We start from the raw sequence: 19,319 nt of genomic DNA, 5'->3' as shown, positions 1-19,319 counted from the left end.
AAATATGAGTTTTAGAAATGTTGTTTTATGTGTAATGGGTCTTTTAGGGATAAGTGCTACTGCGCAAATCAATATCCTTAATGCAAAGACACCCGATGAGATAGGCGTAAAGACCGAAGCTCAGATTGCCTACGATAACGATACTCCATTACCTTATGGATACGTTGACGAGCGTGATGTGTTGTGGTCCAAAACCACTTGGGAAATTATTGACCTTGATGAAAGAGTGAATTTTCCATTGTATTACCCAATCGATACCAACAACATTGGAGCAGACAGACGTTCTTTGTATGATGTTTTGGTAAAGAATATCAAAAATGGTAAAATAGACCAAGTGTATGCCGATTCTTATTTTACTGAAAAACGTACACTTAAAGACATCGAAGCTTCTTTAATGTATAGTGACACTACCGATTTAGGTATTGAGCAATACAACGCAGAAGGTGTAGTAGATCCAGAATACATTAGAAAATTTACTTTGGATGCTGGCGATGTTGAAGAGTGGAGAATACGTGGATATTGGTATCTTGATAAGCGTCAAGGAGAACTTCGTTACAGATTGCTTGGACTTTGTCCAGTAGCAAACGAGGCTCGTTCTAAAGCATATCCAGATGACGGAGTAGATGCAAAAGTTGAATTATTCTGGGTTTGGTTTCCCGCGACGAGAGAAGTGTTAAACCAATCTATGGCTTTCAACCGCAAAAACACATCACAGCCTATTTCCTTTGATCATTTGTTAAATTCAAGAAGATTTAGTGCCGTAATCTATAGAGAAGATAATGTGCAAGGAGATAGAGGTGTGGCAGATTACATAAGCGATAATGCATTGATGCAATTATTGGAATCTGACCGTATCAAAGAACAAATTAGAAACATAGAAATTGACCTTTGGAATTATTAATAAATTCTAAGTGATAAAATTAAAAACCCTCCTTACCTTTGGAGGGTTTTTTTATGGATAAAATAGATTACATAATTGTTGGGTTAGGAATTGCAGGAATTTCAATTTGCGAACAACTTCGGAAAAACAACAAAAGTTTTGTCGTTATCGATGCAAATTCCTCAGCAACAAGTGTCGCTGGTGGGGTTGTAAATCCGTGTGTTTTAAAACACTTTACGCCTGTTTGGGAAGCCAATATCTTCTTGCCCCAAGCGCTGCCATTTTATAAGGAATTAGAATCTTTTCTTAACGTTGAATTTATTACTGAAACACCCATCCTAAAAGTTTTTAATAATAATGAAGAACAAAATTTATGGACTGTTGCTAGTGACAGAAATGAACTTTCAAAATATCTCGGGGAAGAAATAATACAAAACACCAATGACGGGCTCAACGCAGATTTTGGTTTTGGAAAAGTAAATCATAGCTTTCAAATAGATACTAAAATTATTATTGCAAAATATCGTGAATATTTAGGTAATACGAAATCCTTACTACCTACAGATTTTAATTTTGAAGCATTAAAAGTGAAAAACAGTGAAGTAGTTTACGAGGATATTTTAGCAACCAATATTGTCTTTGCTGAAGGTGCTTCAGCTATATACAATCCCTTTTTTCCTAAAAATATTTTAATTCCGAAAAAGGGGGAATACATTACCATAAAATCACCACAACTGGATTGCTTTTCAGTATTAAAAAGTAAATTTTTTATTATTCCTTTAGGGGAAGATATGTATAAAATTGGAGCCACATTTGCTCATGACGACTACGGTCTACAAATTTCTGAAAAGGGACGAAAAGAATTGGTAGCTGCCATTCAAAAACTGATTACAGTTCCTTTTGAAGTTATAGATCAAGAAGTAGGAATGCGCCCAACAGTAAAAGACAGAAGGCCATTAGTGGGAAATTTACCTGAACATAAAAATGTCTATTTTTTAAATGGTTTGGGTACAAGAGGGTTGTTAATGGCGCCACTCCTTTCAAATTATTTATATGATTTTATAGAGAATAATATAAACCTTCCTTCAGAAATTAATATCAAAAGATTCTTTAATTAGCCTTTTTCTCGTCATACTTAAAGAAAAAGTTAATCCAAATATTTCTTGAAAGTCTTAATATAATAGGAAGGAAAACGACTAAAGTTCCAATAATGACAAAAAAAGAATTTAGTCTTCCCAGATCAAGTATAAAAAAAGAAATGATGAACGCGGCTACGGCAAACGCTATGCCAACACCATAACTCACATACATCGCACCATAAAAGAAAGAGGGTTCAATTTTAAATTTTGTATCACAATGCGGGCATCGTTCATTCATTTTTAAGGTTTCCGAAATTTTATATGGATTTTTATTGCTGTACATTTTTCCAGATTGACAAACGGGACATGTACTTGTAACTATGCTGTAAGCTTTACTTCCTTTAAGTGACATAAGCATTTTTTTTCTGCTACAAAATTAAGCATCTTTGCATTAAAATAAATGAGGTCCTCAATAACATTTACTGATACTTTTTTAGATTAATACTATGATAAATATTCACAATCTTTCTGTTTCGTTTCAAGGCGAATATTTATTCGAAGGAATTACCTTTCAGCTTAAGGCAGGTGACCGCGTGGGATTGGTTGGAAAAAACGGTGCGGGAAAATCTACGTTGTTACGAATTATTTCTCGTGAACAGGAATATGATACGGGACAAATTGCTACCGACAAAGAAGTTTCTATTGGTTTTTTGAAGCAAGATATTGACTTTGTTAAAGGACGTACGGTTTTGGAAGAGTCTTATCAAGCCTTCACTGAAATCAAGAAACTTGAAAAACAGCTTGAAGAAATAAATACCCAGTTAGCCGAAAGAACCGATTATGAAAGTGATGGATATCATCAGCTTATGGTGGATTTAAACGAAATTCAGCATCAATACGAAATTCATGGAGGGTATAATTATCAAGGAGAAACAGAGCGAATACTTCAAGGGTTAGGGTTTCAAAGAGAGGATTTTACCAAAGTAACTGATACTTTTTCGGGGGGATGGCGAATGCGAATTGAGTTAGCAAAATTACTCCTTCAAAACAATGATATTTTACTGCTCGATGAACCTACCAACCACTTGGATATTGAATCTATTTTATGGTTGGAAGAATTTCTTCGAAACTATGCTGGAGCAGTGGTACTTGTGAGTCATGATAAGATGTTTTTGGACCATGTAACCAATAGGACTATTGAAATTTCTTTAGGAAAAATCTACGATTTCCCTAAACCCTATTCTAAATATTTAGTGCTAAGAAAAGAACTTAGAGAACAACAATTAGCCACACAAAAGAATCAACAAAAGCAGATAGAACAGACTGAAAAACTTATTGAAAAATTCCGTGCGAAGGCTAGTAAGGCTTCCATGGCGCAATCATTAATTAAAAAGTTAGATAGGATAGATCGAATTGAGGTAGATGAAGATGACAATTCTGTAATGACGCTTCGTTTTCCAATTTCGGTTACTCCTGGAAAAGTAGTAGTTACCGCAAAAAATGCTTCAAAAAACTATGGTGAAAAGGAAGTATTGAAAAATGTAAGTTTATTAATTGAGCGTGATAGTAAAACGGCATTTGTAGGGCAAAATGGTCAGGGGAAATCGACCCTTGCAAAAATGATAGTCGGGGAAATCGATTTCCAAGGAAAAATTGAATTGGGGCATAATGTACAAATAGGTTATTTTGCACAAAACCAAGCCGAATATCTCAACGGGAACAAAACAGTAGAAGAAACCATGATTGATGCGGCAGACGAAAAATCGCGTCCTCGGGTTCGCGATATTTTGGGTTCTTTTTTGTTTCGTGGTGAGGAAGTAGATAAATATGTTCGGGTGTTGTCTGGAGGTGAGCGTAATCGTTTAGCACTTGCAAAACTTTTGCTTCAACCTTTTAATGTATTGGTGATGGATGAGCCTACCAACCACTTAGATATAAAATCTAAAAACGTACTCAAGGAAGCTTTAAAGAACTTTACCGGCACCTTGATTGTGGTATCTCACGACAGGGACTTTCTTCAAGGGTTAACCAATAAGGTATACGAGTTTAAAGACCATAGAATTAAAGAATACTTGGGGGATATAGATTATTTCCTTGAACAAAGAAATCTTCAAAATTTAGGAGAAGCCGAAAAAAAATCTATTTCTGAAAAAAAACCAGTTGAAAAAGCCAAAAGTGGTAAAGAGGCATACGAAGAACAGAAAAAAAGTAAATCACTTCAAAACAAATTAAGCAAAACCGAAGCTGCCATCCATCAACTTGAAAAAGAAATTAAAGAAATAGATGTAGAATTGGCGGTGAATTACGAAAAAACAATAAGTCAATCTAACTTTTTTGAACAGTACGAGTCTAAAAAGAACAAATTGCAAAAACTAATGACCGAGTGGGAGCAAATTACCCTTCAAATTGACGAATTGAACTAGAATATTTTTTTAAGATTAGTTTAACGCAATAGCCAACTTTAGGTTGTTACTTTTGAAATTCTAACCTAAATTTAAATTTGTGCGTAGAATTTTACTTTCCCTAATAGGAGTTGTTATTATTGGTGGTGCATTGCTAGGTGCCTATCTCATTGTGAAAAATAGCAATAAGCCCAAACCTCAAGTGCAAAAGATAGTTAAGACTGTTTTTACCGAAACAGCTCAAAATGGATCCGTTCCTATTGTTATTCCTGCTAATGGAAATTTAATTGCTAAAAATAGATTGGAGCTATATGCAGAAGTTCAAGGGATTTTTTCTTCTAGTTCACATGATTTTAAAACCGGACAATCCTATAGAAAGGGAGAAATCTTATTACGAATGGATGCTTCGGAATACTACGCTTCGGTTCAAGCTGCAAAAAGCGAATTTTATAACTTGGTAACCTCACTAATGCCGGATTTAAGACTGGATTATCCAGAAGCTTTCCCAACGTGGCAAAATTATTTAAATAGTATTAATATCAATAAATCTTTACCACCACTGCCTGAAACGTCTTCTGAAAAAGTGAATTATTTTATTACAGGAAGAGGCGTAACAACCTCCTATTATAACATAAAAAACCTTGAACAACGTTTAGGGAAGTATAGTATTTCGGCACCCTTTAGTGGCGTTCTTACAGAAGCTTTAGTAACCAAAGGAACCCTCATTAGACAGGGGCAAAAATTAGGAGAATTTATTGATACATCGGTGTATGATTTAGAATTGTCTATTGGTAAAAACTATAGTGATTTGCTGAGTTTAGGAGAAAAAGTTGCGTTAAATTCTATTGATGGGAATGATACTTATACCGGTACTGTAACTAGGGTGAATAGTAGTATTGATCAAGCCACACAAACCATAAAAGTTTATGTAGAAGTAAAAGGAGAAGGGTTAAAGGAAGGGATGTACCTAGAGGCACAATTGGAAGCCAAGGAAGAGCCCAACGCGATTAAACTATCTAGAAAACTATTGGTTAATGAATCCGAAATATTTATAGTGCGTGATAGTATTTTGGATGTTTTAGAGGTAGAGCCTGTCTATTTTTCTTCAAAAGATATGGTGGTAAAGGGGATTCCCAATGGTACCCAAGTGGTTTCAAGACCTGTTGCAGGGGCTTATGCGGGTATGTTGGTGAAAGTGTATAAAGAAGCAAAAACTACAGATACAACTTCAACTAAAACTACCGAATAGATGAAAAAAGTCATCTCTTATTTTATAAAGTATGAAGTAGCGGTAAATATTATCATTATCGCTTTTGTTATATTCGGATTTATTGGAGTATCCCAGCTAAAATCTTCCTTTTTTCCCTTACAAGATCCAGAGATTATTTCTATTAGTATTGCCTATCCAGGGGCAGCACCTCAAGAAATTGAAGAAGGGATTGTACTTAAAATCGAAGATAACCTAAAAGGATTAATTGGGGTAGATAGAGTTACTTCTGTGTCTCGTGAAAATGGGGGTAGCATTACCGTAGAAATTGAAACTGGGCGAGATATTGATGCCATGCTGGCTGAAGTGAAAAATGCGGTAGATCGTGTACCAAATTTCCCAACAGGAATGGAGCCCTTGGTGGTAGCCAAACAAGAAAATGTAAGGCAAACCATCGATTTCTCTATTAGCGGAAAAAATATTGACCTCGCTACTTTAAAACAAATTGGGAGGCAAATAGAAAATGACCTACGTAGGATGGATGGTGTTTCGCAAATTGAAGTCTCTGGCTATCCTGAAGAAGAAATTGAAATTGCTGTACGGGAAAGTGACTTATTGGCGTACAATCTCACCTTTGCCGAAGTTGCTTCGGCCGTTTCACAAGCCAATATTTTAAGTACCGGTGGAAATATTAAAACCGAAGCAGAGGATTACCTTATTCGTGCTAATAACCGTTCTTATTATGGAGACGAATTAAATCATATTGTCGTTCGCTCGAGTGCCGATGGAACTGTCGTTCGTCTAGAAGATGTTGCAGATGTTAAGGATCGATTTTCAGAAACACCTAACGCTTCGTATTTTAATGGCAATATTGCGGTCAATATTACAATAAGTAATACTAACAACGAAGATCTTATTTCCACTGCAGATAAGGTAAACGCCTATATAGAGAACTTCAATCAAAAATACACTGGAGTACATTTGGATGTAGTAAGCGATTCCTCTATTACATTAAAACAGCGTACTAAATTGCTTCTAGAAAATGGGGCTATGGGAATTTTTTTAGTCTTGTTCTTTCTTTCCTTTTTTCTAAACACAAGACTTGCTTTTTGGGTTGCCTTTGGGTTACCTATAGCATTTTTAGGAATGTTTATTTTTGCATCTCAATTTAATGTGACCATTAATGTATTGTCCCTTTTTGGAATGATTATCGTCATTGGTATTTTGGTGGATGATGGAATTGTTATTTCAGAAAACATCTACCAACATTTCGAAAAAGGGAAACCAAGAATACAAGCGGCTATTGATGGTACTATGGAGGTGTTGTCGCCTATAACTTCGGCTATTATTACTACAGTTTTAGCATTTTCAACCTTTCTTTTTCTGGATGGTCGAATAGGAAATTTCTTCAGTGAAGTTTCAGTAATTGTTATTTTAACCTTAGTAGTGTCGCTAGTAGAAGCGCTTATAATTCTCCCCACTCATATTGCACACTCAAAAGCACTTCTTCGCGAAACAGAGAAAGAAAAACAAGAAAAAAAGGGAATTGATAAGCTTTTCTTGAAACTTAGAAAATTTAATGAGTATGGCGATAGGTTTATGCGTTATTGTAGAGATAATATGTATACTCCTGTTCTTCGGTTTGCATTAAAACAACGTTTTATCACCTTTGCCATTCTTATTGCAGTCATGATTCTTACTATTGGTTCATTTAATGGGGGTATCATTAGAGGGGCCTTTTTTCCGCAAATTGCAAGTGACCGCGTAAGTATCGATTTACTAATGCCAGAGGGAACCAATCCAAAAATTACAGATTCTATTATTTCCTTAGTAGAAGATGCTGTTTGGAGAGTAAATGAAGAATACACAGCATTACAAACAGATAACAAACAAGTAGTTGAAAATATTATAAAAAGAGTGGGTCCAGGAAATAATAAAGCCTCATTAAGTGTCAACTTACTCCCAGGGGAAGAAAGAGACGTTGGATCCCCAGATATTACCAATTCTATTAGACAGGAAGTGGGTAGTGTGTATGGAGTGGAACGACTTACCTTTGGGTCTGGAGGAAACTTTGGAGGTAATCCTGTTTCAGTTTCACTTTTAGGCAACAATACGGAAGAACTAAAGGCTGCCAAAGATGAATTGCGCCAAATAATGGAGGAAAACCCTTTGTTGGCAGATGTTTCAGATACCGATCCAGAGGGAATAAAAGAGATTAATGTTGAACTTAATGAAACAGCATATGCGCTTGGTTTAAACCTTCAAAGTGTTATGAGTCAAGTTCGTGCGGGATTTTTCGGATTACAAGCACAACGATTTCAACGAGGGCAAGACGAAATTAGAGTTTGGGTGCGTTACAACAGGATAAATCGAGAGTCGATAAACGATTTAGACGATATGCGAATAGTAACCCCTTCGGGGCAACGCGTTCCTTTTGGTGAAATTGCTACTTATGAAATTAGAAGAGGAGATGAATCTATTAGTCACTTAAACGGACTTCGAGAAATTCAACTTAATGCAGACCTAAAAGACCCAAAAGGCAGCCCTACCGAAATTCTTTCGGATATTGAGAATAATGTGATGCCAGAAATACTTTCAAAATATCCTACATTGAGTGTTTCTTATGAGGGGCAAAATAGGGAAGCGGGAAAACTTACAAGGTCTGCAAAAACAGTCGTGCCTATTATTATCCTGCTTATTTATATTACAATTGCCTTTACCTTCCGAAGTTACAGCCAACCATTGTTACTCATATTTATGATTCCCTTTAGTTTTATTGCAGTGGCTTGGGGACATTGGATTCATGATTTTCCAATTAATATACTCTCGGCTTTAGGAATTATAGCATTAATTGGGATTATGGTAAACGACGGATTGGTGCTTATAGGAAAATTCAATTCCTTTTTACGGGAAGGAATGAAATTTGAAGAGGCATTGTTTGAAGCCGGACGAGCTCGTTTTAGAGCTATTTTCCTTACCTCTTTAACGACTATTGCAGGTATAGCACCATTGCTCATTGAAAAAAGCCGACAAGCACAATTTTTAAAGCCTATGGCTATTTCTATTGCCTATGGAATAGGAATTGCAACCGTTTTAACCCTAATTATTTTACCTCTTCTTTTATCTATTACTAACGAGTTTAAGGCTAAAGTTGCTTGGTTAAGGACAGGCGATGAAATTAAGCGAGAGGATGTAGAACGAGCTATTAAGGAGCAGAAGGAAGAAAAGGATTGGGAATTTGCAGAAGAAGCTAAAAGACGATTTGAAGAGCATCATGAAGAATTTAAAACGGAAGAAGAAATCCATGAAGTCTAGTATTTTAACTTGTATAGTTGGTTTAATTTGTGCTGTTTCTGGAGCGCAAAATCTAGAATTATTAACCAAAGAAAAAGCAGTTGCTGAGGTTTTGGAAAACAATTTTGGAGTTGAAATAGCAAAAAATAATGTTGCCATTGCAGATAACAACCAAGGGGTTTTAAATTCTGGTTTTCTTCCGTCATTAACAGGAAATGCAGGGGCATCCTACAATAAAGAGAATCAAGAAGTAACTTTTCAAGATGGAACGGTCAATACTGTAGATGGTGCCGAAACAAAACGCTACAATGCTTCCTTAAATTTGAATTACACCCTTTTCGACGGATTAGGAAGATGGTATGATTACAAACGGTTAAAGGAAGAATATAACCTTTCCGAATTACAAGCCAGAGAAACTATTGAAACTACGTTGTTGCAACTATTTTCGGTTTATTTTGAGGTGGCCCGACTTACCGAAAATGAAGAGGTTTTAAACCAAACATTACAAAATACCAAAGACCGCTTAAAACGTGCTCAATATGCATTTGAATATGGGCAAGTAAATAAATTAAATGTTTTAAATGCTGAAGTTGATTTGGTGACAGACAGTATAAATTTAATGAATGGTCATCAGCAACTTTTAAATGCAAAGCGGGATTTAATGGTTGTTATAAATGGGGAATTAGAGCGGGGATTTATTGTTGATACTACGGTTTCGTTTTTAGGAGCATTGAAAATGGAAAGTTTTATTCAAACAGCAGATACTAACAATATTCGATTATTACAAGCTCAAAAAAACACCAAAATAAACGAGTATAATCTAAAGGCTAACAAATCTGTTTTTTTGCCAACTGTTGGGTTGTCGGGCTCATATGGATGGAATGAAGGCTTTTTTCCTTCCACTAGCTTTTTAGCTGTAAATAACACTACAGGGCTTTCTGCAGGAGTTAGTTTAACTTGGAATTTATTTGATGGTGGCAGCGGAATTACCTCCGTTAAGAATGCTAAAATTCAGTTAGATTCACAAGAAATACTTTACAATCAAATAAAGACTGAAGTAAAAAGAGATATAGCTAATGCAAATGGGAATTATCAGAATAGATTGGCTATTTACAAGCTACAAGAGCAAAATGTGATTACGGCAACCAATAACTATGAACGTTCGCTAGAGCGCTATAAATTGGGTCAGATTACGTCTGTAGAGCTTCGTCAAGCGCAAATTAATTTGCTAAATGCCAAAACCAGTAAGAACTTAGCAAAATATCAAGCTAAACTTTCAGAATTAGAATTACTTCAACTTACGGGTCAATTACTAAATGTGGAGTTATAATGGAGGAACATTTCTTTCAATGTCCTTATTGTTGGGAGGAAATATCAATGTTGCTAGATCCAAGCGCTTCACAAACTTATGTGGAGGATTGCGAAATATGTTGTCATCCTATTGAAGTGACAGTAGCTTTTGAAGATGGAGCCTTAATCCATTTTGATGCGACCAGTATAGAGCAATAATTTTAAAATAAACTTTTGCGGAGTATAATTTTCGTTGTATCTTTGCCGTCCATATCGCGGGATAGAGCAGTAGGTAGCTCGTCGGGCTCATAACCCGAAGGTCACTGGTTCGAGTCCAGTTCCCGCTACTAATTCACAAGTCAAGTGATAAAGCGGTTTAGCGCAAGCTAAACCGCTTTTTTTATGTCTCAATTTACGGATTTTCTTACATTTGAATACGCTAACGCATACGGTAGCGCATACGATTTGACCAAACGCAAGCAATATTCTGAACCTAAAATATTTGATGCTGGGGGTGACCTTAGCAAAAGGTGGTATGTCTATTTTTCTTTTAGAAACCCATCAACAGGTAAGTTGGAACGTCAAACTCCAATCTATGGGGGTGCAAATCATTACCATACCAAAGGGGAACGTCTGGAAATTCTTTCTATGTATCGCAAGAGCTTATCAGATTTTTTAAAAAAAGGGTTTAATCCCTATGAGGATAACACCGATCGATTGATTCCTAAATTTGAAAACCCCAAAATTTTAGAATCTTTAGGAGATTCTAGGATAAATAACACCACAATAAAAGAATCATTTGAAAAAATATTAGACATAAAAAAAAACGTGGTTTCGGTAAGTTCTTTTACCAATTATAGAAGTAAACTCAAAAAACTTGAAAAATGGTTAAACGAAAAACTTCCCAAGAACCCAACCATAGACATGGTTACTAAGAAATTGATAGTTGAATATCTAAATGAAGTATTGGCTCGTACAAGTCCTAGGACACGAAATAATACCCGTACTGAATTAGGAAGTTTATTTCAGGTTTTAGTTGATAACGAAATTATCCCCGTCAATTTTATTCATTCCATAAATGTCTTAAAGGCTACTCCTGAGAGGAATAAGACCTATACTAATCAACAGCAAGAATCTATCTATTCCTTTTTAAAGGATAATGATCCTATTTTATTATTATTCATACAGTTTATTTCCTATAATTTTTTAAGGCCTATTGAAGTCTGTAGGTTGAAAGTAAAAGATGTTGATGTTATGGAAAGACGTATTTATATTAGGGCTAAAAATAAACCTGTCAAAATCAAGATAATTCCTGAAATTATGCTTGAATCCATCCCAAATCTTACAAGTTTAGAACAAGACCATTTTTTATTTACTCCAACACAGATAGGTGGGGAATGGAATGCCACGGAAATCAATAGAAGGGATTATTTTTCAAAGCGATTTAGAACGGTGGTAAAGAACCATTTCGATTTAGGTAAAGAGTATGGCCTTTACTCCTTTAGACATACATTTATTACTAAACTTTATAAAGAAATGGCTGTAGAGCTTACTCCGTTTGAAGTAAAAAGTAAATTGATGCTCATAACAGGGCATTCTAGTATGCAAGCACTTGAAAAATATCTTAGGGATATAGATGCTGCCTTACCCGAGGATTATTCAGAATATTTTTCATAGCCTCTATAATTAGAATTCATCCATAGGATTATTGCTTTTAAGCTAAATTTATTTAAGACCCCTGAACTAGCCTAAATATTTTACTGGTCAAAGTAATGCCTTTCATAGGTCTTCAATTTCCCGCAATTTCCTTCAATGTCCTGCAAAGAAGGGAAAAGAAGGGAAAAGAGTGGAAAAGAGTGGAAAAGAGTGGAAAAGAGAGGACAAGTCCATCAAAGTCCAGACATAACCATTTTTTTCCGGAAAAGTCCGGCCAAGACTAGCCATTCTCTCCACTAAAATTTTAAGGATTATTAATCTTGTAAAGATTAATTCTGAAAAGTAAAGCAACCAATTGAATGCGAACATTGTATATAGTGTAGCTAAGGCACTTCCTGCGGAAGAGCTGAAAAAACTATATGCAATGTTGGATAAGGATATTTTAAAAGAGAAAAAAGCTTCTTCAGTTTTAAGGGCCAAGCTCATCACAAGAGGTGAAGCCGATGCCTACATTCTTAAACAAGTATTTAATATTAAAACTTAAAAACCCAGCATTATGCGTAAAACAAACGATTATTTGACGGATAATTATACCTACGAATGCGAATATTGTCATAGAGAATATGTCCCTAAGAGGAGATTTGCCCAAAAGTATTGCTCAAATAGTTGTAGGTCCAAAGCCTACTATATAAGAAATCGTTATTCGGAGCCATCAAAAAAAATTCAATCGAATAAGAAAGTAAAATCCAAAAAAAAAGAAAAGACACAAATTGATAAAATGAGCCTCGCAGGGGTTGGAAATGCAGCTATGGGTAACTTAGCGGTTAATTTATTATCAAAAGCATTGACTCCAGAACACAATAGACCGGCAACAAAAGAAGATATTATTGAGCTTAAATCATTGATTAAAGGGAGTCTACTTCCCATTAAAAATATTGGTAGGGATGAGTTTGGCAAGAATCCTTTTTATGATGTTGCTAACCAAATGGTTGTTTTTATATAACCAGAATTGCATTTTTTGAGAAAGGAGATAAAAAATTATCTTGCTTTTTTGATATAAATTTTAAAAGTTTGAAACTTATTTTAAGGCTTATTTAATAACTTTAAGACATAGTAAATATGGATTAACCTTGATTTATACCCAAGTATGTATAAAACTATTGAATGGTGTAATAGTTCTATGATAATTGCAATAAAATAGAAAGGGTTCCGGATAAACACGATATGAATTTATTGTTATCCGTGGCAATGGACCCAGATAACCATGATAAAACTTAAGATATAACGAATTAGCAAATATTAACAATAATGAATAGACACTTATTGATTTTCCTAATTACAATAACATTTTTTAGTTGTAAAAACAATACAGTTTTATATTTCAACCAAGAACTTCCTTCTACAACCCCTAAATTATTTGCGCCAACAATTGTTAATACTGACAATGTCGAACTTAATGTGGTTTTTAATTCTGACCATACAGAAATGTTCTTTTCAAGAATTGTGGACAGTAGCTTTGTTATTCACCATTCTGAGTTAAATAATGGTAAATGGTCTGACATTGAGCCAATAAAGATGTATGACGATAGTGTCTTGTTTTCAGTTGCCTGTGACCCCACTATTACCAAAGACGGAAAGGCAATGTATTTTCTCGGTGTTGACCCTAAATTATATAATAATAATGTTACCCGAGAAGAACTTTACACAATCCCGCCAGACATTTATAAGAGTGAAAAAGTGAATGGTAAGTGGGAATTAGCCTCCAAAGTAGATTTCTTGGTTTCCACTGAATATTTCGAAACCTATCCTGTGGTTACGGCAGATGGTAGTTTATATTTTCGTTCAAATAGACCAAATAATAAAGGAGGAATGCAGACATATCGTGCGCAATATTTAGGAGATGAAAAATTTGAAACACCTGTTATCGTAGATATTAAGACAAAGAACAAAGAACTAATAACGTATGTTTCAGCTGATGAACGGTATGCCATTACTAATGGACAAGGTAAATTTCAAATAACTTTTAATGAAAATGGAGAATGGACAAAACCGAAAGAGATACCGTTAAAATATGAAAGTAATTGGCGTTATTATTGTCCTTATATGTCTTCAGATGAAAAGTTTTTTATCTATTCCAGAAGATATAATAACCCTGAAAAAAAAGGATGGGCAGGAGTAGAAAAAGGAGAAGTTTATTGGGTAAACGCTGACATACTTTTCAATATGAAATAGAAAAAAACATTTGCTAACATGGTGTATAAGTAATAGCGGTTTAAGTGATAAAACCGAAGTATAAACATAAAACAAAGGTCAGTCTAAAACCGAAAGGTTTGTGAGCAGAAATCCGCTACTACTCATACACTAAACCGTTAATTTTAATACTAAAAACTGTAACATTTTTTTTATTTATAGTCTTACAATACATAGTTCAATCAAGTAAAATGAAAAAATTACTCTTCACATTATCGGTAATATTAACTTTTATATCATGTGCCGATGACAAAACTGAAAAAGGAAGTATATTGATTATTGTTTCAAATCTAGAAGACATGGGCGACCCAGAAAAGCACTTTGCAGGAAACAATCTCTGGGAGGTAGCACCCCCATATCATGTTTTTGTGTCTCATGGGTATAAAGTTGATTTTGTTTCACCAACAGGTGGAAAAGTACCTTTTTCAATGGATCCTATTGGAATAAGTAGCTATACTATAAAGTATGAAAATTTTAATGATGAAGTTCAAAATTCATTAACCCCCGATTTAGTAGATTATAAAAATTATAAAGCTGTTTTTATTGGAGGTGGATATGGACCATTGTTTGATGTTGCCAATAATAGAAGTTTACTTTCTATTATAGCAAAAATTTATGAAAATGAGGGAATAGTAGGAGGTTGTGGTCACGGCCCTGGTGCTTTTGCAAATGTTAAGCTTAGTAATGGTGATTATATGGTTAAAGGTAAAAAAGTGACAGGTTTTCCAAATTCAACTGAGATTACCAAAAGTTGGGCTAAAGAAGGAACATTATTACCCGTAATGCTAGAGGACCAGTTAAGGATTAACGGAGGAATATTTCAAACAAAAGCCGATTTGAAAGATAAACATGATATAGTAATTGATAAGAGAATTGTGACGACCATGTTTCTTCCCTCTTCAGCTATTGTGGCAAAAGAAATGATAAATGAAATTGAAAGAATTAATACTAATAAATAATTGCTATTTCTAGCCTACTTATGAAAACATATAGGATTTTTAGTTTTATTTATTACTTATTATTTAAATACATAACTCCTAATAGCAGAGACCTTTGCCAAATTAGAAGTTAGAGGTCTCATTTTCAATTATTTTGCTGGGCTACTTTGCTTTTAAATATTTATTTTATAAATTAAAATCATAAATATTTAGAAGGAATTGATTTATAAAGAATCACATATATTAATACTTAATAATATAGCAAGGTTTATTGATTTAACCGAGCTAGAAAAGCAAAAATACCTCTCTTTATTAACGGAAATAAAAGTAAAAAAGAAGGCCTATTTAATGCAGGCTGGTGATGTTACTAAATATGAATATTTTATCACAAAAGGATGCTTAAAGGTCTATACCTTAGATGAAGATGGTGTTCCACACATATCCATGTTTGCAGTAGAGGATTATTGGACTGGAGACATGGCTAGTTTTATGACCAAACAACCATCACGTTATTTTATTAGAGCTACTGAGGATTCAGAATTATTAGGTATCTCTAGGGCTAATTATAATTTACTTTTTCAAGAAATTCCAAAATTTGAAAGGTTTTATCGAATACTATATCAAAGGTCACTTATAAGCTATATAAGACGTTCCAATCACGGGATATCCTTAACTGCTGAAGAAAGATATATCGAGTTTAAAAAGAAATATCCAAAAATTGTAAATAGAATTACACAGAAAGACTTAGCAGGCTACATTGGTATAACACCAGAATTTATGAGTAAAATTATTTCGAAAGTTAATAGAATGTAAAAGTCTTAAACTAGTTCATTTTTTTTCATGCGTTCCTATCGGATTTTTGAAGCATGAAAAAATTAATCACCATTACATCATTTTTAACAATTGGGTTTGTAAACTATTTGCAAGCACAATTTACTCAGATCGAACTGTTTTCAGGTTTTGATAAAACAGATTTTACATCATACTCAAGCTATACTATTAATCAGAAAAAGACTCTAAGTATTAATACATTGGCTTTCTTTCAAAAATTTAACCATAAAGAAAACCAAGGCTTTGATGAGGTAGGAGTTCAACCAACTCTATTCTGGAATATTAATAAGAGTATTGCACTTGGACCATCCTTATATTACAACAGCATTGCTGGCTATTCGAGACGCATGTCGGCAAAATTCACACTTCAAAATTCACGAGTATTATTTGTATTTATTCCTTCAGTTGCTCATTCTGAAAAAATGGATGCTGGATATGCCGAAATCTTTGCTCAGTTTCAGATAAATGCACCGTTGAATGACAAAGTATCACTTTGGATTAATGGGCAATTTTTAACTGTATGGGACAAATTCGAAAAGCATTCAAGAAGTTTTGAGCAATTGCGTGCAGGAGTATCCTTCAATAGTCACCAACTTGGTGTTGGAGTGGACTTTGATCAGTATGGTCCAAACCCAATAGAAAAGAAATCTTTCGGCTTGTATTATAGAAAAACTTTATAAACAATTTTAAATCTAAAACATCATGAAAAATTTAGTAAAAAAACTTTTAACTACAAATCCAAATATTGGATTTAGCATTGCAAGATTAACTCTTGGTTTGGTAATATTTCCACATGGAGCTCAGAAATTACTTGGAATTTTTGGAGGCTATGGGTATTCAGCAACTATGGAATCATTTACGGCACAAATGGGTTTACCAAGCATTGTCGCCTTTTCAATAATAATCATTGAATTTTTTGGCTCTATTTCACTAATTCTTGGACTGATTAGTAGGTTTTGGGCATTATCACTTACAGGGATGTTCATTGGCATTATTTATACCACACAATTAGAACATGGTTTTTTTATGAATTGGTATAATAATCAAGCAGGAGAAGGTTTCGAATATTCTCTTCTTGTAATCGGTCTAGCCTTATCTATTGTAGTAAATGGTAGTGGGAAATGGTCAATAGATACATTAATTTCTAAAAAAAAGTAATTATGAAAAAAATAATCACAATAGCAGGTAGCAATAGTCAAAAATCTATCAATAAAAGTTTAATAGAGTATACTTCGAGTTTCTTAAAAAACGTGGAAACTATATCAATCGATTTAAACGATTATGTTTTACCTATTTACGGTATTGATTATGAAGCGGAAAATGGTATTCCGACTGCAATAAAACGTCTAAACGAGTTATTTGATACTGCTGACGGATTTATAGTATCTCTGGCTGAACATAACGGGTCTTATGCATCGGTATTTAAAAATATAATTGATTGGTTGTCTCGTGCAAATATGAAAATATGGCGAGATAAGCCTATGCTGTTAATGGCAACCTCGCCAGGAGCTAGAGGTGGTGCAACGGTTTTACAATCGGCTAATGCATACTTTCCGTTTATGGGAGCTAGCATCACAGATACGTTTTCATTGCCCTCTTTTTATGATAATTTTTCAGAAGAAGGAATAACTGATGAAGGATTAAACCAAGAACTATATCAAAAGCTAGTTCTTTTTGAACAGCAATATAATAACTAATATAATCATGGTTGTATTGGCAAAATATATCATTGCAGTTATTATGGCACTTATGGTGAACTCCAAGAGCTCATATGAACCTATTTTTAATAATAATGATTTGAGTGTACTTTCTTTAAGTTATTCTAAAAATAATTCTAAAGTAAATGCATTTCAAATTTTAAATAACAAATGCAACGTATGTCATCGTAAACAAAACAAAAGGCGCGTATTCACAACAGAAAACATGGATACCTGGGCCAATGACATTTATAAGCAAGTCTTCATTAAGAAACGGATGCCAAAAGGCAGAAATAATAAACTTACCTCTATTGAGTATCAAGATTTATTAACCTGGATATCATCCACAAAAAGCAATCAAAATGGAAATAAACTTTAAAATTATCGTATTAATGCTAAGCATCTTATTTACAGGGTTAACGGCAGGTTTATGTTTTACCTGGTCTAACGCTATAACACCAGGCATAGGTAGATTGGATGACTTAGGGTTCTTGCAATCATTTCAAGCTATGAACCGTGCCATCATCAACCCAAGTTTTCTCATTGTGTTTTTAGGACCAGTGTTGCTCTTATTTATTAATGCCTTTTTACATCGCCATGCACACCCAACAACATTCTGGTCATTTATGGTGGCTGCAATTTTGTTTTTTTTTGGTGTTGGTCTTATCACAGTTTTTAAAAATGTTCCGCTCAACGAGGTACTTGATAAAACTGTATTAGAAAATCTTTCGGTAGTTGAACTTAAAGAATTAAGAACCAAATTTGAACAACCTTGGAACCGTTGGCACATTCAACGAACCATTGCCTCATTTACCTCATTTTGCTTACTTCTAATAGGGTTTATTTACACAAAATAAAACAGAACAATTATTAATAATCAAAATTTAAAATTATGAAATCAGAAAACATTTTAGTTATCGGAGGAACTGGTAAAACTGGTCGCCGAGTAGCAGAAAATTTGACACGATCTGGACACAACGTACGAGTTGTAGGGAGAAAAACAAATCCAGCTTTTGACTGGGAAAATTCTGAAACCTATGATGCAGCTTTGAAAGATATGGACAGAGCTTACATCGTCTATTATCCTGATTTGGCTGTTCCTGGTTCTAGAGATGCAATTACAACACTTACTAAAAAAGCATTAGAAGCTGGCTTAGAAAAAGTAGTATTGCTTTCTGGTAAAGGCGAAACTGAAGCAGAAGCTTGTGAGGACATCGTGGCTAATTCAGGCTTAAATTACACCTTGGTTAGAGCCTCGTGGTTTAATCAAAACTTTAGTGAAGGTGCTTTTTTAGATTTTGTATTGGGTGGCGTTGTGGCATTGCCTATGCCAGAAGCAAGAATTCCATTTGTGGACGCAGATGATATTGCCGATGTAGTATCTAAAGTATTGATCGATGATTCATACAACGGACAAACCATAACCGTTACTGGACCTCAAAAAAGAACCTTTAAAGAAGTTGTAGAGATTATGGCTGAAGCTTCCGATAAACCAATTCAATTTGTACCTATTTCAATTGACGAATTCAAAGATGGCATGCGAAAAGCAGGATTACCAGATTCTTATGTATGGCTTTTTGGTTATTTATTTCAAGAAGTACTAGGAAATCCAGATAACCAAGAAGTATCAGATGATGTTGCAAAAGTATTAGGTAGACCGGCTAAAGATTTTGAAACCTATGCTAGACAAACTGCTGAAGCTGGGATTTGGAATTTAGAAATAACTCAAAACCACTAACCCATTTATAAAGGCTCTGGAGACTTTTAATAAGTTTTCGGAGCCTTCATTTGTTTT

At 34.4% G+C, this 19,319-nt stretch carries 19 protein-coding genes and 1 tRNA gene; 19 read left to right on the top strand and 1 reads right to left on the bottom strand.

The genetic code is table 11. The features are described 5' to 3' along the window. Positions 1 to 4: 4 nt before the first annotated feature. Together porN and KXJ69_RS01720 are read left to right on the top strand one after the other, a co-directional pair. Entirely contained in the window at positions 5 to 901 is an 897-nt protein-coding gene (gene porN / locus KXJ69_RS01725; protein ID WP_219050661.1) for a type IX secretion system ring subunit PorN/GldN, read from the top strand. Between the two features lie 38 nt (positions 902 to 939). Continuing rightward, positions 940 to 1,998 (top strand): NAD(P)/FAD-dependent oxidoreductase, encoded by a 1,059-nt coding sequence (locus KXJ69_RS01720; protein WP_219050659.1) that lies wholly within the window; start codon positions 940 to 942, stop codon positions 1,996 to 1,998. On the opposite strand, the gene KXJ69_RS01715 is transcribed toward KXJ69_RS01720, so the two are convergent. Continuing rightward, entirely contained in the window at positions 1,991 to 2,371 is a 381-nt protein-coding gene (locus KXJ69_RS01715) for a DUF983 domain-containing protein (RefSeq protein ID WP_219050657.1), read from the bottom strand. The genes KXJ69_RS01720 and KXJ69_RS01715 overlap by 8 nt on opposite strands. Before the next feature lie 94 nt (positions 2,372 to 2,465). Between KXJ69_RS01715 and KXJ69_RS01710 the strand changes: the two genes are divergently transcribed. The 17 genes from KXJ69_RS01710 to KXJ69_RS01630 all read left to right on the top strand — a co-directional run bounded on the left by KXJ69_RS01710 (position 2,466) and on the right by KXJ69_RS01630 (position 19,262). Next, entirely contained in the window at positions 2,466 to 4,382 is a 1,917-nt protein-coding gene (locus KXJ69_RS01710; protein ID WP_219050655.1) for an ABC-F family ATP-binding cassette domain-containing protein, read from the top strand. A gap of 79 nt (positions 4,383 to 4,461) precedes the next feature. Further along, positions 4,462 to 5,610 carry an efflux RND transporter periplasmic adaptor subunit gene (locus KXJ69_RS01705; protein ID WP_219050653.1) on the top strand — a complete coding sequence of 383 codons (1,149 nt, stop codon included), beginning with the start codon at positions 4,462 to 4,464 and terminating at the stop codon, positions 5,608 to 5,610. Continuing rightward, on the top strand, positions 5,611 to 8,883 hold the full coding sequence (locus KXJ69_RS01700; protein ID WP_219050651.1) for an efflux RND transporter permease subunit: 3,273 nt from the start codon (positions 5,611 to 5,613) through the stop codon (positions 8,881 to 8,883). Next, positions 8,873 to 10,192, top strand: a complete 1,320-nt coding sequence (locus KXJ69_RS01695) for a TolC family protein (RefSeq protein WP_219050649.1) — start codon at positions 8,873 to 8,875, stop codon at positions 10,190 to 10,192. The genes KXJ69_RS01700 and KXJ69_RS01695 overlap by 11 nt, the downstream gene beginning before the upstream one ends. Next, positions 10,192 to 10,371, top strand: coding sequence for a CPXCG motif-containing cysteine-rich protein (locus KXJ69_RS01690; protein WP_219050647.1), 180 nt, complete (start codon positions 10,192 to 10,194; stop codon positions 10,369 to 10,371). Before KXJ69_RS01695 ends, KXJ69_RS01690 begins: the two co-directional genes overlap by 1 nt. A gap of 55 nt (positions 10,372 to 10,426) precedes the next feature. Then, a tRNA-Met gene (locus KXJ69_RS01685) sits at positions 10,427 to 10,499 on the top strand. 55 nt (positions 10,500 to 10,554) lie between these two features. Further along, positions 10,555 to 11,829, top strand: a complete 1,275-nt coding sequence (locus KXJ69_RS01680; protein WP_219050645.1) for a tyrosine-type recombinase/integrase — start codon at positions 10,555 to 10,557, stop codon at positions 11,827 to 11,829. A 334-nt stretch (positions 11,830 to 12,163) separates the two neighbouring features. Next, positions 12,164 to 12,352, top strand: coding sequence for a hypothetical protein (locus tag KXJ69_RS01675; protein WP_219050643.1), 189 nt, complete (start codon positions 12,164 to 12,166; stop codon positions 12,350 to 12,352). Between the two features lie 12 nt (positions 12,353 to 12,364). Continuing rightward, positions 12,365 to 12,811: a SprT family zinc-dependent metalloprotease gene (locus KXJ69_RS01670; RefSeq protein WP_219050641.1), complete on the top strand. Its 447-nt coding sequence runs from the start codon at positions 12,365 to 12,367 to the stop codon at positions 12,809 to 12,811. Positions 12,812 to 13,116: 305 nt separating this feature from the next. Next, complete coding sequence (locus KXJ69_RS01665) at positions 13,117 to 14,040, top strand: hypothetical protein (protein WP_219050639.1); 924 nt, start codon at positions 13,117 to 13,119, stop codon at positions 14,038 to 14,040. A 209-nt stretch (positions 14,041 to 14,249) separates the two neighbouring features. Then, positions 14,250 to 15,017, top strand: a complete 768-nt coding sequence (locus KXJ69_RS01660; RefSeq protein WP_219050637.1) for a type 1 glutamine amidotransferase domain-containing protein — start codon at positions 14,250 to 14,252, stop codon at positions 15,015 to 15,017. Positions 15,018 to 15,215: 198 nt separating this feature from the next. Next, on the top strand, positions 15,216 to 15,809 hold the full coding sequence (locus KXJ69_RS01655; protein ID WP_219050631.1) for a Crp/Fnr family transcriptional regulator: 594 nt from the start codon (positions 15,216 to 15,218) through the stop codon (positions 15,807 to 15,809). Positions 15,810 to 15,862: 53 nt separating this feature from the next. After that, entirely contained in the window at positions 15,863 to 16,507 is a 645-nt protein-coding gene (locus tag KXJ69_RS01650; protein WP_219050630.1) for a hypothetical protein, read from the top strand. Between the two features lie 22 nt (positions 16,508 to 16,529). Beyond that, complete coding sequence (locus tag KXJ69_RS01645) at positions 16,530 to 16,985, top strand: DoxX family protein (RefSeq protein ID WP_219050629.1); 456 nt, start codon at positions 16,530 to 16,532, stop codon at positions 16,983 to 16,985. A 2-nt stretch (positions 16,986 to 16,987) separates the two neighbouring features. Then, positions 16,988 to 17,524 carry an NADPH-dependent FMN reductase gene (locus KXJ69_RS01640; protein ID WP_219050628.1) on the top strand — a complete coding sequence of 179 codons (537 nt, stop codon included), beginning with the start codon at positions 16,988 to 16,990 and terminating at the stop codon, positions 17,522 to 17,524. Positions 17,525 to 17,886: 362 nt separating this feature from the next. Continuing rightward, positions 17,887 to 18,381, top strand: a complete 495-nt coding sequence (locus KXJ69_RS01635; protein ID WP_219050626.1) for an anthrone oxygenase family protein — start codon at positions 17,887 to 17,889, stop codon at positions 18,379 to 18,381. Between the two features lie 35 nt (positions 18,382 to 18,416). Beyond that, entirely contained in the window at positions 18,417 to 19,262 is an 846-nt protein-coding gene (locus KXJ69_RS01630; protein WP_219050624.1) for an NmrA family NAD(P)-binding protein, read from the top strand. Positions 19,263 to 19,319 lie beyond the last annotated feature (57 nt).

It is taken from the genome of Halomarinibacterium sedimenti, from assembly GCF_019312585.1.
In the GTDB taxonomy this organism is placed as follows: domain Bacteria; phylum Bacteroidota; class Bacteroidia; order Flavobacteriales; family Flavobacteriaceae; genus Halomarinibacterium; species Halomarinibacterium sedimenti.
Note: the sequence above shows the minus strand (reverse complement) of the source record. Positions and strands in the feature narration are given on the sequence as shown.